The organism is Dysgonomonas sp. GY75 (genome assembly GCF_015234155.1).
Taxonomy (GTDB): Bacteria; Bacteroidota; Bacteroidia; order Bacteroidales; family Dysgonomonadaceae; genus Dysgonomonas; species Dysgonomonas gadei.
In genome coordinates, this window is sequence record NZ_JADCLQ010000056.1 from 55,858 (window position 1) to 72,070 (window position 16,213).

Annotated in this window: 12 protein-coding genes; 10 read left to right on the forward strand and 2 right to left on the reverse strand. The window is 41.5% G+C overall.

Translation table 11 applies throughout. The annotated features are described in order from the left end of the window. Nucleotides 1-61: 61 nt before the first annotated feature. From IR083_RS21515 to mutL, 10 genes are all read left to right on the forward strand, one after another. Nucleotides 62-1,603, forward strand: coding sequence for a SusD/RagB family nutrient-binding outer membrane lipoprotein (locus IR083_RS21515; RefSeq protein ID WP_006799026.1), 1,542 nt, complete (start codon nt 62-64; stop codon nt 1,601-1,603). 122 nt (nt 1,604-1,725) lie between these two features. Further along, nucleotides 1,726-2,958, forward strand: a complete 1,233-nt coding sequence (locus IR083_RS21520; protein WP_194225867.1) for a peroxiredoxin family protein — start codon at nt 1,726-1,728, stop codon at nt 2,956-2,958. A gap of 11 nt (nt 2,959-2,969) precedes the next feature. Further along, a complete protein-coding gene (locus tag IR083_RS21525) occupies nt 2,970-4,013 on the forward strand; it encodes an EFR1 family ferrodoxin (protein ID WP_194225868.1) in 1,044 nt (347 codons plus the stop codon). 244 nt (nt 4,014-4,257) lie between these two features. Beyond that, entirely contained in the window at nt 4,258-4,911 is a 654-nt protein-coding gene (locus IR083_RS21530; RefSeq protein WP_194225869.1) for a hypothetical protein, read from the forward strand. Between the two features lie 151 nt (nt 4,912-5,062). Then, nucleotides 5,063-6,538: an IMP dehydrogenase gene (gene guaB / locus IR083_RS21535; protein WP_194225870.1), complete on the forward strand. Its 1,476-nt coding sequence runs from the start codon at nt 5,063-5,065 to the stop codon at nt 6,536-6,538. 145 nt (nt 6,539-6,683) lie between these two features. After that, nucleotides 6,684-8,699: a peptidylprolyl isomerase gene (locus IR083_RS21540; protein ID WP_194225871.1), complete on the forward strand. Its 2,016-nt coding sequence runs from the start codon at nt 6,684-6,686 to the stop codon at nt 8,697-8,699. Then, entirely contained in the window at nt 8,696-9,562 is an 867-nt protein-coding gene (locus IR083_RS21545; protein ID WP_194225872.1) for a peptidyl-prolyl cis-trans isomerase, read from the forward strand. The genes IR083_RS21540 and IR083_RS21545 overlap by 4 nt, the downstream gene beginning before the upstream one ends. 81 nt (nt 9,563-9,643) lie before the next feature. Further along, nucleotides 9,644-11,029, forward strand: a complete 1,386-nt coding sequence (locus tag IR083_RS21550) for a peptidylprolyl isomerase (RefSeq protein WP_194225873.1) — start codon at nt 9,644-9,646, stop codon at nt 11,027-11,029. A 114-nt stretch (nt 11,030-11,143) separates the two neighbouring features. After that, the gene (locus tag IR083_RS21555) at nt 11,144-12,955 is read left to right on the forward strand and encodes an OstA-like protein (protein WP_199343261.1); all 1,812 of its coding nucleotides are present in this window, start codon (nt 11,144-11,146) and stop codon (nt 12,953-12,955) included. Nucleotides 12,956-13,048: 93 nt separating this feature from the next. Then, on the forward strand, nt 13,049-14,890 hold the full coding sequence (gene mutL / locus IR083_RS21560) for a DNA mismatch repair endonuclease MutL (protein WP_194225874.1): 1,842 nt from the start codon (nt 13,049-13,051) through the stop codon (nt 14,888-14,890). 12 nt (nt 14,891-14,902) lie between these two features. Here mutL and IR083_RS21565 read toward each other — a convergent pair whose 3' ends face one another. Together IR083_RS21565 and IR083_RS21570 are read right to left on the reverse strand one after the other, a co-directional pair. Next, nucleotides 14,903-15,661 carry a hypothetical protein gene (locus tag IR083_RS21565; RefSeq protein WP_194225875.1) on the reverse strand — a complete coding sequence of 253 codons (759 nt, stop codon included), beginning with the start codon at nt 15,659-15,661 and terminating at the stop codon, nt 14,903-14,905. Nucleotides 15,662-15,663: 2 nt separating this feature from the next. After that, on the reverse strand, nt 15,664-16,146 hold the full coding sequence (locus IR083_RS21570; protein ID WP_006799037.1) for a hypothetical protein: 483 nt from the start codon (nt 16,144-16,146) through the stop codon (nt 15,664-15,666). Nucleotides 16,147-16,213: the final 67 nt, after the last annotated feature.

Consider the following 16,213-nt stretch of genomic DNA (forward strand, 5'->3'; position numbering starts at 1 on the left):
AATTATGTTAGAACAATGTATCATTAAACGCTCTGTTTTAGTTAAAAAAAATAAACCGATTATGAAAATAAATAAGCTATATATACTAGGTGCTTTCACATCATTGTTATTATCCGCTTCTTGCGTAGATGATATCAATGTAGACCCCAACCGCCCATCATCTGTGCCTACTACATCTTTGATCACTTCTTCCGAGAAATTACTGGTAGATAACCTGCGCAGCGAACAAGTATCATTGAGAGGCTCAATGCTGTTTGTGCAGTATTTTGCACAGAACACCTATACAACGCAGTCCCGATACGATATTCCGTTTACCTACTCGGACGATTATTGGAAAGGGCTCTATAAAACATTGAACAATCTGGAAGAAATAATAAGACTCAATACCGACCCTACCACAAAAGACGTTGCCGCTGCAAACGGTGTAGGGCGTAATGTAACCCAGATAGCTATCAGCCGTGTACTCAAGAGCTATGCATTCTATGCATTGACTGACGTATTCGGAAATATACCTTATCAGTCTTATGGCAACAAGGACGCCGATTTTCAGGCGCTGCAACAGAACCCTGAAAATATAACTCCTGCATATGCCCCACAGGAAAAGATTTATACCGACCTGCTGAATGAGCTAAAAGCTGCCGGAGACACGCTTATCAAATATCAGAACGAAACCACATTTGGTAACGCTGACATTATTTATGCAGGCAGCAATGCAAAATGGGGAAAGTTCGCCAATTCGCTCCGGTTGCGTCTCGCCACCCGCCTGAAAGTAAAGAACAATGCGTTGTACAAATCCCATTTCGAAGATGCATTGAACAAAGGCGTATTTACCAGCAATCTGGAGAATGCCGTATTCAAGTACTCAGGTGCATCGCCGAACGAAGCTCCTCTCTACAGGGCAACTGTAACAGCTAACCGAAAAGACTTTGCCGTATCCCATGTACTTGTCGACCTGCTAAAAGGCAGCAACCCTGCACTCCCTGTAGCCGACCCTCGTTTATCAGCATATGCATTGCCTGCGACCAATACGAAAACTTATGTCGGGCTTCCATACGGACTGGCAAACGATCAGGCGGGAAAATTCTCTGCTGACGACGTCAGTTTGCCGGGAGCAACGGTCAATGCTGCAAACTATGGCGAAGTACTAATGGAATACGCCGAAGTAGCTTTCCTTACATCAGAATACAACAACTGGAGCCAAATCGACTATGAAGCCGGAATACGCGCTTCCCTCGAGAAGTGGGGTGTAGCAAGCGATAAGGCTGGAGTCTATCTGCAAGAAGTGCCTGCGGCTAACCAAAAGAATGTACTAACCCAGAAATACATCGCACTATACATGCAGGGACTGGAAGCATGGAGTGAATATCGTCGCACAGGATATCCTGACTTCCTCATACAAGAAGGCGATGTCGTATTCCAAGGCGAGATAGAAGACGTAGCCGTGACATATCGCTTCGATCCTCTCTTTGGTGATGGTACTGTTCCAAGCCGTTTGTATTATCCTACTAAAGAACAAAACGTAAACAAGGCTAGTTATCAGCAAGCATTATCTGTACAGGGTAATGACAAAATAGAAACAAAGCCATGGATATTTAGAAACTAGTATGTATTTTTGTCCTGATACATTCTTTGTCATTGTCGCGAAGATGTGGTGTAATTACTCCCATAAGATCTACCACAAACTCAGACAAGACAAAGATGGTCAGGACTAATTTTTTTTAGCGTATGAAGAAATATATAATAGCAAGCTTGGCCGGGCTTATTTCTCTGGTCTCGTGCAACAAGGAAGTAAACAACAACCTGACCGACGGCAAATGGCGCGGCGAGTTCTCCGTCTCTGACCAGAAATTCCCGTTCCTTTTCGATGTAGTAAATGCGGCGACAGATTCGGCGACAGTATATCTGATTAACGGAGCTGAACGCGTTCCTCTCAAAGGCATCCGCTATTCTTCGGATACAGTTATCATCCCCATCGAAGCTTATGATGCTGAACTAAGAGGTGTCATAAGCAACGGAAAATTCGATGGGCGATTTATAAAACTCTTTGTCGAAGGCGGCGATGAAGGTGTGCCTTTCTCCGCTGCGAAAACAGATGCTCCCCGTTTCGAAAAAGCAACTGCTCTGGCGACAGCCTCTCTTGCAGGAAAATGGGATATCCAATTTATAAGCCAGAAAGGCGATACAGCTCGCAATGTCGGTATCTTCAATCAGAATGGAGATATCCTTACGGGTTCCATCCTTACCAATGCCGGAGACCTTCGCTATCTTGAAGGAGCATTGACAAACGATGGCTTCCAATTCTCTGCCTTTGCCGGATTAAGCCCCTACCTGATCAAAGGACAATTTGAAGGTAACGATAATTTCACGGGAGAGTTTTACACCACAAGAGGTGTAACTAAACTAATCGGGAAGCGCAATGCCGAAGCGGCACTGGCCGACCCTTACAGCCTTGCATACATGAAAAAAGGATTCGACCGTCTCGACTTTACCTTCCCCGATATTGAAGGTAATAAAGTGTCGTTGTCTGATCCTAAATTCAAGGATAAAGTAGTCATTGTCTCAATACTTGGCAGCTGGTGCCCTAACTGCCTCGACGAGATGGAATATCTTTCACCTTGGTATAAAGAAAACAAAGATCGCGGCGTGGAGATCATAGGCTTGTCCTTTGAGCGGAAAGACGATCCCGAATACGTAAAGACCGTTCTTTCGCGTCTGGTAAAACGCTATGATACTACATATGATATCTTATTCGCAGGCAAGCTGGGTGATGATGCAACGGCCAAAGCCCTGCCTCAGGTAAGCAAAATAATGGGCTACCCTACTACCATTTTTATCGACAAGAAGGGCAAAGTCCGCAAGATACATACCGGCTTCAACGGGCCGGCTACAGGGTTGTTTTACGAAGAGTTCAAACAAGACTTCAACAAAGTAATAGACGAACTCCTCGCAGAAAAATAATCATCCCTGTCATGGACAAACTCAGGAAAGCACATGTGTTTTACTTTTCGGGTACAGGTAATGCCCGACGAGTAGCATTGTGGTTTTCTGAGTTTGCAGCTAAAAGCAATATCGATTGTCGGCTTACAGATATCACAAAAGCCGACACTCATCTGCAGGAGCCGGAAGCGGAGACTTTGATTGTAATCATATCGCCCATCCACGGCTTTAATTATCCCAAAATAACCCTCGACTTTATCCGCCGTTTTCCAAAAGGAGAAAACAAAGTGGTGTTGATGAATACCAGAGCCGGACTTCGAATCGGCCGTTTCGTTACACCTGGTCTTACGGGGATCGGATTCATGTTATCCGCATTCATTTTAAAGAAAAAGGGCTATCATATCACAGGGCAAGTCCCTTTCGACATGCCTTCAAACTGGCTATCCATTCATCCGGCATTGAGTGACAAATCGGTAAAGTTTCTGCATCAGAAAAATTATGCCCGCCTCGAGAAGCACTGCCAAAGGATATTATCCGGTAAACCAGACTTTGCATCCGATAAGGACATCGTGCAGGATGCTCTTATATCTCCTGTTGCATTGGCTTATTACCTTGTCGGACGGTTTGCCCTCGCAAAATCATTCTACGCTTCTCCCGCTTGCGATAACTGCGGCTTATGTATAAAGAAATGCCCGGTGAAGGCAATCGAAAATATAAAAAGTCATCCCTTTTGGACATCTAGGTGCGAAAGCTGTATGAAATGTATGAACGAATGCCCCAAGAAAGCAATTGAAACCGCGCACGGATTGTTTCTGACTGTCTCATTGGCTGCATCATTTGCTTCATCTTATCTTATACACCATTTTATATCAAACGATATCCAATCCGGCTTTATAAAATCAGCCGTTTTCACATCTGTCTTCATGTTGTTACTGTTCGCCCTGTATAGATTACAGCATCTTCTGCTCAGGATAAAATGGATTGGAAAACTTATTTCATATTCCTCATTAACCCGTTATAGATTCTGGGGACGGTACAAATCTATCCCTGATAATAAATGGAAGGATAACGAATAAAAAAGGTAACAAAAGTAACAGTATTTTTAGTAAACAGTCATCAACTTATAATATGTAAAAACTTTGCGCCTTTGCGTGAAACAAAATAAAGGGTAACTGCCCGTAGGGCGAAGTAACTTGTAACTGCTTTTACATATAGATAAATGAATCCTGGAATGATAAAAATAAAGTATCCTGCACTATGATTTCGAAATAAATATCTAATTTTGAACCCATATATTTTTATTATTAACCGGTATCTTCAATGAAAAAACAGCTTTTGCTCATCCTCCTGTTAGCAGTATACTCTAATCTGTCGGCCAGTGTATATACTCCTGATAAGTTACTATATAATGGGAAAGAATACAGTATTGTAGAAAGTAAATTCTTATCACATTTCTTTGTTAACAAAGCGGATCATACCGAAACTACTTTTGATAGCGAAGTTTTTGTGTCTACCGGGATGAGACAGGGTTATATAGGAACATTCCAGATCGAGAACAACCAGCTTTATGTGACGGCAATACAGAAATATTATATGGAGGATCTGCAAATAAAGAGGGAGAACGCATATGCTTCACTGTTTCCAAATACAACCCGGACAAAAGCAGGATGGGTGTCGGGTCTGATGCTTGCAGGAGAAGTCCCCGAAGAGGGTATTAAGAACGGAGATTCCCCCAAAAACTATATACTTCTGGAAATAAAAGACGGAACCATTATTAAGGAACGAAAACTAAACAAAAAAGAACTGAACAACTTTAAGAAAAAACAATACCAGTCTTTCAAAAACACAGAAGAATACAATACGGTTTTCAACCAACTTAAGGCACAGGCTCCTGACTATGTTTCCGATAAATCAATAGATGAAGCAATAAAACAATTCATATTGAAACATTCCGGCAAAATATTGACGGATTAACAAATCAGGCTGAATTAACGCTTAATTGTTAAATTTTTAACTGCTTCTAAAAACTTTTGGCAAATCCACATCTTTTTTAATCAAAAAGAAACTCTGTTTGGCAAAAAATGACTATATTTGCACGCAATAAATTTCAAAAGCTCTTTTATATATGTCTTTTATTGCAGATAAAGTAGTCATGGATGGATTGACATTCGACGATGTATTGTTGATCCCCGCATATTCAGAAGTTCTCCCACGCGAAGTCGATCTCTCGACAAGTTTCTCACGCAATATCAAATTAAATATCCCAATCGTTTCGGCAGCTATGGACACAGTCACAGAGGCTAAACTGGCTATTGCGATTGCCCGTGAAGGGGGTATTGGCGTTATACACAAAAATATGTCGATCGAAGCCCAGGCCCAACAGGTAAGATTCGTAAAGCGTGCCGAAAATGGTATGATATCGAATCCTGTAAGCATTCTTCGGGACAAAACAGTAGGTCAGGCGTTGGCTATGATGGCCGAATTCAAAATCGGAGGTATCCCTGTTGTGGATGCCAATAATTATCTTGTGGGTATTGTTACCAATCGCGACCTGCGTTTCCGTCGCGATATGAACCAGTTGATAGATGATGTGATGACCAAAGACAGGATTATCACTACACGCCAAAGCACCGATCTGGAAGCTGCGGCAGACATTCTGCAACAACACAAAATAGAAAAACTGCCTGTAGTAGATTCCGAAAACAGACTGATCGGACTGATTACATACAAAGACATAACTAAAGCTAAAGATAAGCCATTTGCATGCAAAGACGAACACGGACGTTTACGTGTCGCTGCCGGAGTAGGTGTGACATATGATACGCTCGACCGTGTAGCAGCATTGGTCGAAGCGGGAGTAGACGCCATTGTTATAGACACCGCGCACGGACACTCGAAAGGGGTAGCCGATATGCTGAAAAGGGTAAAGATAGCCTATCCCGGCATAGACGTAGTAGTGGGCAACATCGCCACTGGCGAAGCAGCCAGATATCTGGTAGATGCAGGAGCAGATGCTGTGAAAGTCGGTATTGGCCCGGGTTCTATCTGTACTACACGTGTAGTAGCAGGAATCGGTGTTCCACAACTGTCAGCTATCTACGATGTTGCTAAAGCGCTGAAAGGAACAGGTATTCCGTTGATTGCCGACGGAGGTCTGCGTTATTCGGGAGATATAGTGAAAGCTTTGGCTGCCGGAGGTTATTCGGTAATGATGGGTTCATTACTTGCCGGAGTGGAAGAGTCCCCGGGCGAAACTATCATATTCAACGGACGTAAATTCAAATCGTACCGTGGAATGGGCTCTCTCGAAGCAATGGAAAAAGGCTCGAAAGACCGCTATTTCCAGGATATGGAAGCCGATATAAAGAAACTTGTACCTGAAGGTATTGCTGCCCGTGTACCATTCAAAGGCTCATTGTTCGAAGTTGTTTACCAGATGACTGGCGGTTTACGCGCAGGGATGGGTTATTGCGGAGCTAATAACATAGACGCGCTGCATAACGCTAAATTTACGCGCATCACAAATGCCGGAGTAGCTGAAAGCCATCCGCACGATGTGGCGATAACAAGCGAAGCGCCTAATTATAGCCGCGGAGAATAAATTCGATCGCATAAATTCTGAAATAAATTAAGGCTCTGTATGTTCAAAAAACATACAGAGTTTTTATTTTAGAATATTTTAAAACATTATAAGCCTATATTTCTTGTATCTTTGTCTCTGGTTTATTATTACATAGCTTATTTATATGATAAAAAAGCACTCTTTATTATTCTTCGCACTACTTACAACATTAGGTATGCTTGCACAACAGGACGATACTGTTGTATTCACAATAGATGGAGTACCTGTGTATAAGTCAGAGGTTGAATACGCCTACAAAAAGGGAAATGCCAATGCCGAAACCAAGCAGAATTTTGCCGACTTTGTAAATTCATATATAAACTTTAAGTTGAATGTAACTGAAGCTAAAGCCCAGCAATTAGATACAACGGCATCTTACCAGCGGCAGCTCTCGTCCTACAGGTCGCAGATGGCTCAGCAATATATGAATAATACCGACTATGAAGACGAATATATAGAGAGAATATATAAGCGGATGAAGGAAAATGTGGAGATCAACCATGTTATGTTCCCTTTCGACAATAAAGAAATAGTATTGCCTGCCGATACTCTGAGGATGTATAAGAAGGCAATGGAAGCCAGAGCTAAAATACTGAAAGGCGGATTCACCGGAGCTGAGCTGAGTACCCCCCGTTCGGGTGCGATGTTCTATCCCCGCGCCGAATCCCGCAACGGATATATAGGCTGGGTATCTCCTTTCATGTTTGCCGCCAAAGTAGAAGATGCCATATACAGCCTGCCGCTGAACGAGGTGAGTATGCCTATACGTGCAGCCCGGGGATATCATATTGTGCAAGTACTGAACAGACGCCCGGCAATGGGAGCCGTAGAAATAGAACAAGTCGTATTTAACTTCTCACATCTGCCTCCGTCACAACAGCAGATAGACAGTGTGGGTAAGGTTGCGTGGAGAGAGTATGAAAACATTAAGTCTCCGGCAGATTACCAGTCTCTTTGCGACTTATTTTCCAAAGTTCACAAAATGGGAACTAACGGATGCTACTTTGGCATCATAAAACTGGATTCGAACCTGCCTATGGATTTTACTATGGCAGCTTTCAGTCTGGAAAAGGCCGGTGATATAAGCAAGCCGGTAATGTCAAACTATGGCTATCACATTATAAGGCTGTTGCGGAAAATACCGACAGAGAGTCTTGATGTAATGAGAAATCAGTTGCGGGAAAGAATCCTCAGAAGTGATAAAGTGCAGGAACTTAGCGATGAGAAAAGACGCAGTCTGAAAAGCTACTTTAATGTTACAGTCAATAAAGAGGCTTACTCCAAATTATATGAAATAACAGAAACCGTCTCCCCTCGTGATTCTGTGTTTCTGAAAATGATAAAGAACGGTGACGATATTCTGTTCGATATAGACGGACAAAGGGCATATCCGGTTCGTGAATTTGCCAAGTATATTAATTACAGGCAGAAAGAAAGAATAAAAGATACGAATGACATTACAATTATGCAGATTGAAGAAGCCTCTCCTTATAGTCTGTCGTCGGATATACTCAACGAATATTTTGAAGGATTTCAGGCACTTCTGCTCTCCGATTATGAAGAAAATACGCTGGACAAAAGATTTCCTGACTTTGCCCGCATAGTAAATGAGTTTTCCGATGGTCTGTTATATTATGACGTGCAAAATAAAAATGTGTGGGAGCGCTCAAAGACAGATACGGAAGGTTTAGCAGCTTGCTTCGACAAAAACAAAGTGAAATACTCATTGGATGGCCCGAGATATAAAGGTATGGTGGCATACGCAAAGAGTGGGGATATACTCAAGAAAGCCGAAGCTGCCTCTAAAAAGGTAAAATCCCGCGAAGCTTTTATCAAAGAGATAGATGATACGTTGAACAAGGATTCTATACGAGTCAAAATAGAACCGGGACTATGGATAAAAGGTGGCAACGCATATGTAGACAATAAAATATATGAAGGTGCTACACCTCCCCCATTCAAAGGATATCCGTATTTCTTTGTGACCGGAAAGTTTATAGATACACCTGAGGACTACACAGATGTCCGTTATGCAGTGGAGCTGGATTATCAGGAAAAACTCGAAAAAGAGTGGGCTGCTTACCTCCAAAATAAATACAAAGTAGAAATTAACAAGTCGGCATTAAATTTGAAACAATGAAAAAGATCCTTATCTGCTTACATCTGTTTTTTATGGTTTTCGTAGCGTTTTCCTGTAGCGGAAGCGGGGCAGCCGATGCCGACCGGGCTTTAAATCCGATTGTTACCGTGGGAGATAAAACGCTTTATCAGGCCGATCTGGACGAAGTTATTCCTATTGGCCTTTCTGCCGAAGACAGCACTGCTGCAGTCAAGTCTTATATCGATATGTGGGTAAACGACCAGTTGATATATAACAAGGCCCTGCAAAACATTATAAACAAGAAAGATATAGACGAGTTGGTCGAAAGCTACAAAAAGTCACTGATAACAAGTTCATATCAGGAACAATTGCTGAAAGAGTATTTTTCAAAATCCGTTTCGGAAAATGAACTCAAAGCATACTATGAGCAGAATAAGGATAAATTCAAGCTGGAAGACAATATTATTAAGGGGCTGTATCTGAAAATCCCTGTAAATTCAAAACAGCTGACTAATTTTCAGAAATGGTATAAACAAGGAAATGATGCTGCGATAGAAAATATTGAAAAGAATACATTGCAGAATGCAGTGGCTTACGAATATTTTTATGACAAATGGGTAGGACTGGTGGATGTACTGGAGAATATGCCACCTGCCGTTACTGATGAAAAAATATTTCTTCAGAGGAACAAGAATCTGGAATTGCGCGACTCATCTTTTGTATATCTATTGAATATCAAAGAGTACGAACTGGCCGGAAGTGAAGCCCCGTATGACTATGTGAAAGGGCAACTATCCGAAATGTATATGGAACAAAAGAAGGCTGATTATTTGCAGCAGGTGAAAAAAGACTTGTATGACAAAGCCGTTTCGGATGAAGAAATTAAGTTTTATAATAAATAGAATATAACTTCTTTTTTTACGTTAAGAGAAAAAGTAATACATTATCACTATATTTACGCGATTTTTTAATTGAACATACAAATGGTAAAACAGGCCGGAAAATTTATTTTATTAGCAATACTATTAAGTTCGGGGCTTTTGTGTAAGGCTCAGGACAATATCATCGACCAGATAATCTGGGTAGTAGGAGACGAAGCTATACTAAAGTCGGATGTAGAAAAAGCCCGGCAGATGATGCTGTCGAGGGGCGAACGTATCGAAGGTGACCCATATTGCCTGATACCCGAACAGCTGGCTGTACAAAAACTGTTTCTCGACCAGGCCAAGATAGACAGTATAGATGTGCCTACAGCAGAGGTGTCCAGAGGAGTAACCCGTCAGGAAAACATGGTTATTGCTAATCTGGGTTCCAAAGAAAAAGTAGAAGAATATCTTCAGGCTTCGATGAGCCAGTTGCGCGAAGAATGGAGAGAAGAAATCCGCAACGGCTATCTGGTATCGGAAGTCAAGAAAAAACTGGTAGGAAAAAAGAGTAGCCTGACTCCGTCGGAGGTAAGAAGGTACTATGCCCAATTGCCACAGGATAGCTTACCATATATACCCACTACCGTAGAAGTACAGATAATCACAAATGAACCGATAGTTCCTCTGGCTGAAATAGATAAAGTAAAAGAACGCCTTAGAGATTTTACCAACAGGGTAAATGCAGGGGAAAGCTTCTCCACACTGGCTATTATGTACTCCGAAGATGGTTCTGCCCAGAACGGAGGAGAAACCGGATTCAGCGGACGTGCCAGTTGGGTTACGGAATTCTCCAATATGGCTTTTTCGCTGAACGATCCTAAAAAAGTATCCAATATAGTAGAGACCGAATATGGATTCCATATTATCCAGTTGATCGAACGCAGAGGTGACCTGATAAACGTGCGTCATATTCTGCTTCGTCCGAAAGTGCCGGAAGCTGAATTCGAAAAAGCAATTGCCAAAATGGATTCCATCACCAAGGATATAAAACAAAACAAATTTACATTCGAAGATGCAACGGTGCTATCATTCGACAAAGACACCCGAAAGAATAACGGATTAATGGTTAACCGTAAGGAAAGTGCAAACTATGGCACACCACGCTTCCTGAAAGAAGAACTTCCTCCGGCTGTAGCTATCGCTGTGGATAAGTTGAAAGTAGGAGAAGTATCGGATCCGTTCAGAATGAAGACAGATAACGGGAAAGAAGTAGTAGCCATCGTAAAACTCAGAAGCCGTACCGAAGGGCATGTAGCTAATGTATCCGATGACTATCAGGCCCTGAAAGAAATAGTAGAAGCGCATAAACAAGAGGATATACTTCGTAAATGGCTCCAAACTAAAATCAAGGGTACATACGTTTTCATAGATGAAAACTGGCGGAATTGCGATTTCCAATATTCAGGATGGCTCAAAGACGATACTACTAATAAGGTTAAATAAACCTATATTAAATAAAACGTGTTCAATAAACTTATAAAATATGCGATACAAAGGCATAGAATACCTCTGGTGAGTGTTCTGTGCCTCATTGCTCTTTATGCTTCGGCCCAGTCGATGCTGTCGCCACAGGTGAAACCGGATATTACACAGGTTCCCAAAAAACCACAGGACCCTGTGAAGTCGCAGTCCGCAAGCAAAGGTGGAGTAAAAGTAATTGAGTTGGTCAATTCGAAAAGACTGATAAGACGGCCTGATTTTGAGCCGCAAATATTAAAAGACAGTGTTATATTCTTGCACGACGGAGCTTATCTCTACTGCGACAGTGCTTATTGGGATGAGAAGCAGAATTCTTTCGAAGCTTTCAGTAATGTCCGTATGGAACAAGGAGATACCCTGTTCCTGAACGGAAGATATATGCATTATGACGGGAATACGAAGTTGGTAAAGGTTCGCGAGAATGTTAATCTGGAACATTCCCCTAAAAGCAAAAGAAACCCGATAACATTGTTTACCGACAGTCTTAATTATGACCGGACTCTGAATCTCGGTTATTATTTCGACGGCGGTATGCTTGTAGATTCACTCAACGAATTGACTTCTTTCTGGGGACAATATGAACCCAATATCCGCATTGCCACATTTAAGGATAGCGTAATCTTGAAGAATCCGAATTTCACGCTTTATTCGGATAAGTTGAAATATAATACGAACGAAAAGATAGCTATCTTCACTACTCCGACCGAAATAGTATCCGACAGCGGAGTTATCTATACGAGCAACGGATGGTACAATACTGAGACCGAGAAATCACTCCTTCTCGATCAGTCGACAGTAATGAATAAAGAAGGAAACCGCTATCTGAGAGGTGATTCTATCTATTATTATAAGACACTGGGCTATGGCGAAGTATTCGGTAATATGTTTTTACAGGATACTGTAAAGAAAATAATTCTTATCGGTAATTACGGTTATTATAATGAACTAAACAATTCGGCATTAGCTACCGATTCCGCTTATTGTATCGAATATTCGCAAGGAGACAGCCTGTATATACATGCCGACACGCTAAAATTACTGACTATTATAGACAGTACCCATATTCCTAAAATCAAACCAGTAACGGCAGATTCTCTGATAAAGACCGAACCTCTGATTCTGGACTCTCTGGCCAGGGATTCTTTGCATATCATCGACCGATTCCAAAACGATTCGGCACGGGTAGACATGGGACTTCCGGCAGACACAATGCCGCTTTATACAACCTCTGCATTACATGCTGTGGATACCACAAGAAAGGAGTTCCGTATGATAAAGGCCTATTATGGGGTAAGGTTTTATCGTTCCGATATGCAAGGTGTATGTGATTCCCTGCAATTCAACTCCAAGGATTCTATTATCCATATGTATCGCGACCCTATATTGTGGAATACCAACAGGCAGCTGTCGGGTGATACGATAGATATCTTTATGAATGACAGTACTATAGATCGGATGCATGTAAAGCAGTATAGTTTCTCTATCGAAGAAAAAGATTCTATACACTTCAATCAGCTGAAAAGCCGTTCGATGAAGATTTTTTTCGAAAATAAGAAGGTAAAACGAGTCTTGGCCGAAGGAAATGTAGAAACAATCGCCTATCCGGAAGAACGGGACGGTACACTAAACGGTGTCCTCAATTGGCTGGAAGGTAGTTATCTGCAGATTTTTATGAATGACGGCCAGTTCGAAAAGTTAGTCGTGTGGCCTAAGCCTGTAGGAAAAACAACCCCTTTCCATTTGATAACTCCTGAACAATTAAGGCTGAAAGACTTTTACTGGTACGATTATATAAGACCTCTGGATAAAGACGATATATTCAGGAAAGCGCCGAAAAAAGCCGGGGATGTACGCCCTAAACGTCCGGCAGTCTTTGACAGAGAAGAATAAAGACCATTATAAGTTATAAATTACGAATTATAATAAGTAGTTAATTGTTGACTGCTAACTGTTGACTGTTGACTGTTGACTGACATACAGGATATGAGCGATATAATACATCTTTTACCCGATTCCATAGCCAATCAGATTGCCGCGGGAGAGGTCATTCAACGACCTTCATCCGTAGTAAAAGAACTGGTCGAAAATGCTATTGATGCAGGGGCCGACACTATACAACTTATCATCAAGGATGCCGGACGTACATTAGTTCAGGTCATCGACAACGGTAAAGGCATGTCCGCCACCGATGTGCGCATGGCTTTTGAACGTCACGCAACTTCGAAAATAAGGTCGGCTGATGATCTTTTTGCCTTGCATACAATGGGATTCCGCGGAGAGGCATTGCCTTCTATTGCCGCTATTGCGCAGGTAGAAGTAAAGACCCGCAGGGAAGAGGACGAACTGGGCACTTTACTCCAGATTTCAGGTTCGAAAGTTGAAACTCAGGAATGCATCGCCTGTCCCAAAGGGAGTAATTTTTCGGTAAAGAATATCTTTTTCAATGTACCTGCCCGCCGTAAGTTCCTTAAATCGAATGATACCGAACGGAGGAATATACTTACCGAGCTGGAACGGATAGTATTGGTTAATCCCGGAATAGAATTTTCTTTCACCGACAACGATATTGAAGTTCTCCGGTATCCTGCATGCAATCTGCGTCAGCGAGTTGTAAATGTGGTAGGAAAGAATTTCAACCAGCAACTGATATCCATCGATATAGATACTTCTCTGGTAAAGATAAAAGGATTTGTGGGTAAACCCGAATCGGCCCGCAAAACAAGAGCCTTGCAGTATTTCTTTGTGAATGGGCGATATATGCGCCATCCGTATTTCAACAAGGCCGTGACAGCCGCTTTCGAACCGTTAATCCCATCGGGCGAAAATCCGAATTATTTCATTTATTTCGATGTTGAGCCGGACACTATCGATGTGAATATACATCCTACAAAGACCGAAATAAAGTTCGAAAACGAACAGCCTATATGGCAGATACTATCGGCAGCGGTAAAAGAAGCATTAGGTAAGTTCAATGAGGTGCCTACTATCGACTTTGATACAACGGATGCAATAGACATACCTATTCACGACCCGTCGAAGAATGTAAGCCAGCCACGTGTGAATATAAACCCATCATACAACCCTTTCAAAAGTCCGGTCTCAAACTCAGGTTATCAGCGTCAGAATGTAGACTGGGAAAAATTCTATGAAGGATTTGAAAAAGATAAGGGTAGTTCGAACTTAGATATAGAGCCGGATACGGATGTGAATATATTCGGCCATTCGTCCGATCCGGGGATGAATACCTCTTCTGTAAGCACCGAGATGGTAGTCCATTACCAATATAAGAATAAATACATACTTACATCTGTAAAATCGGGACTGATGCTCATAGACCAGCACCGGGCACATGTACGTATCCTGTTTGACCAGTTTATCGCTCAGATTCGTCAAAAGAGAGGTATCTCGCAGCGAGCTTTATTTCCCGATATAATAGAGTTGTCGCCTTCCGAAGCGGCGATGATCCCTTATCTGATGGATGATCTGGAAGCTGTAGGATTCGATTTGAGCCATCTTGGCAACAATGCCTATGCAATAAACGGAACACCTTCCGAAATCACGAACGTAGATCCTGTGCAGCTTGTACATAATATGATAAGCCGGAGTGTAGACAGCGGAAGCGATGTAAAAGAAGAAATACAGGAATCCCTTGCCTTGTCGATGGCCAATGCGGCATCTATCCCTTATGGGCATAAATTATCCGACGAGGAGATGAATAAAATTGTAGACCAACTGTTTGCATCCCCTGCGCATAAGCATACTCCCGATGGTAAGACAATCATCTCATTACTCGAAGATGATGTGATAGAGAAAATGTTCCGGTAATAAAGAGCATTTCTATTTCCCCCATCCAAAAGACATGCCCAGACTGACGCCTAAAGAATGCATATTCTTCCCTTTTATTTCTATTTCGTCCACGACTGAGCCATCATAGTAGTCTGTAGTTACTGCTTTGAATTTGGGTTTAGTCAATCGAAGACGGTAGTTTATCCCCAGTGTAAGACTGGTTGTATTGGTTAATTTATAAGAGGATGTAAGTTGAAGTGCTGTTATTATATTCTTGTCGGATACAAAATTATCATCATCAGGATGCCATATATATCTTACATTATACTTTGTATTTGTATCATGTTCTTTCACCGTGTAGCTTGCTGATGGAACATACATATCCTCCAAGCCAAAACCCAGATGAGGAACAAGGTCAAATTTTTTGAACCTGAATTTGTAGAATGCACCAATAGTCAGTTTGGCACCGGGATTACCGTCATTTTCGCTAAAATGATCACTACTGAGATAATAAGAATTAAGATCAAACTCATTGAGGTAATTAGCGCTCTTATGATTCTTATTGTAAGAATACAACGAGACCGAAAGATCGGAATAAACCCCTATATTTCGGGATATGAGAAAATTTATTCTGCTTTTCAAATCTGTCGACCTGTTTTTCCTTAATCCTTTATTAATATCCGGATTATCGAACCACTGATTTAAGCCGAAAATTTGTTCCACTTCAAAATCCAACCAAAATTTCTTTTCCTGTGCATGGCTACCCGAGAACATAATCAGGGGCACGATAAAAAATAGCATTCTCTTCATTATCAATATAATTCTATCGGATTGGTACTGGCTTCAAAAATCTTATCTTCATTATCGGTCACCACAACCTTGAAGATGTATGTATCGGCAGGAATTGATTTCCTCAAAACAAAAGCATGGCTATATGGTTTCGGACCAAAAATTATTTTGGAAAATAGTTTGGAAATTTCGCTTCCGGCAGGATATTCTGTACCTATATCGACATTGCAGTATATCCGTTCCGATTTGATACTGCCTGTTATATTGTAATAATAATCCGCGTGAGTGTACTCATCTTCTTCCAGATAGCTGATAGCGATTATATAAGCCTCTTTCTTTATCGGCTCATCTGATACTATTGGATTTTTACCCTCATTATTTACATTATAAATTTCTATGCCGATCAGTTTGGGCGGTATAGTTTCCTCTGCATCTTTTTCGTCGCATTTCATTGCTATGTTCAATATGAATACTATAGAAATGAGCAGGTATAATTTCAATTTCATAGTCAATACATTTTTAGATTAGGCTAAGTATTATATAAAACGAAAAAGCAGAATGTTTATTACACCC